Source organism: Vibrio sp. 10N.222.49.C9, assembly GCF_041474985.1.
Taxonomy (GTDB): Bacteria; Pseudomonadota; Gammaproteobacteria; order Enterobacterales; family Vibrionaceae; genus Vibrio; species Vibrio crassostreae_C.
On record NZ_JBFRVD010000612.1, the window covers coordinates 1 to 326 of the forward strand.

Sequence of the window (326 nt, forward strand, 5' to 3'; positions counted from 1 at the left end):
ACCACCGACTGACCTACACACTTTTCTGACCAGACTGTTCGCTCCAACAGATTAGCTGCATGGTCTCCCGATTCACTTTCATGCACTTCCCAACCAACGATCTTTCGGCTAAAGATATCCTCAATCATGTAGAGGTAATAGTGCTGTCCGATTACGGTTGTCGGGCAGTAAGTAATGTCCCAACTCCACACCTGGTTTGGTCCAAAGGCCTTGTAGCTAGTTGGTTTTTTCTTTGTGCCCTTCGGCTTATCCTTGCCCCTGTGGGTCAATTGGTTATTCTCTTTCAGTACTCGGTAAAATGTTGACTCTGATGCCAGGTAGAGCCC

At 47.5% G+C, this 326-nt stretch carries 1 protein-coding gene; it reads right to left on the reverse strand.

Features of this window, described 5'->3' with window-relative positions:
- The coding region (locus tag AB4585_RS24730; protein WP_372171399.1) for a DDE-type integrase/transposase/recombinase at positions 1–326 on the reverse strand (326 nt) is incomplete at both ends.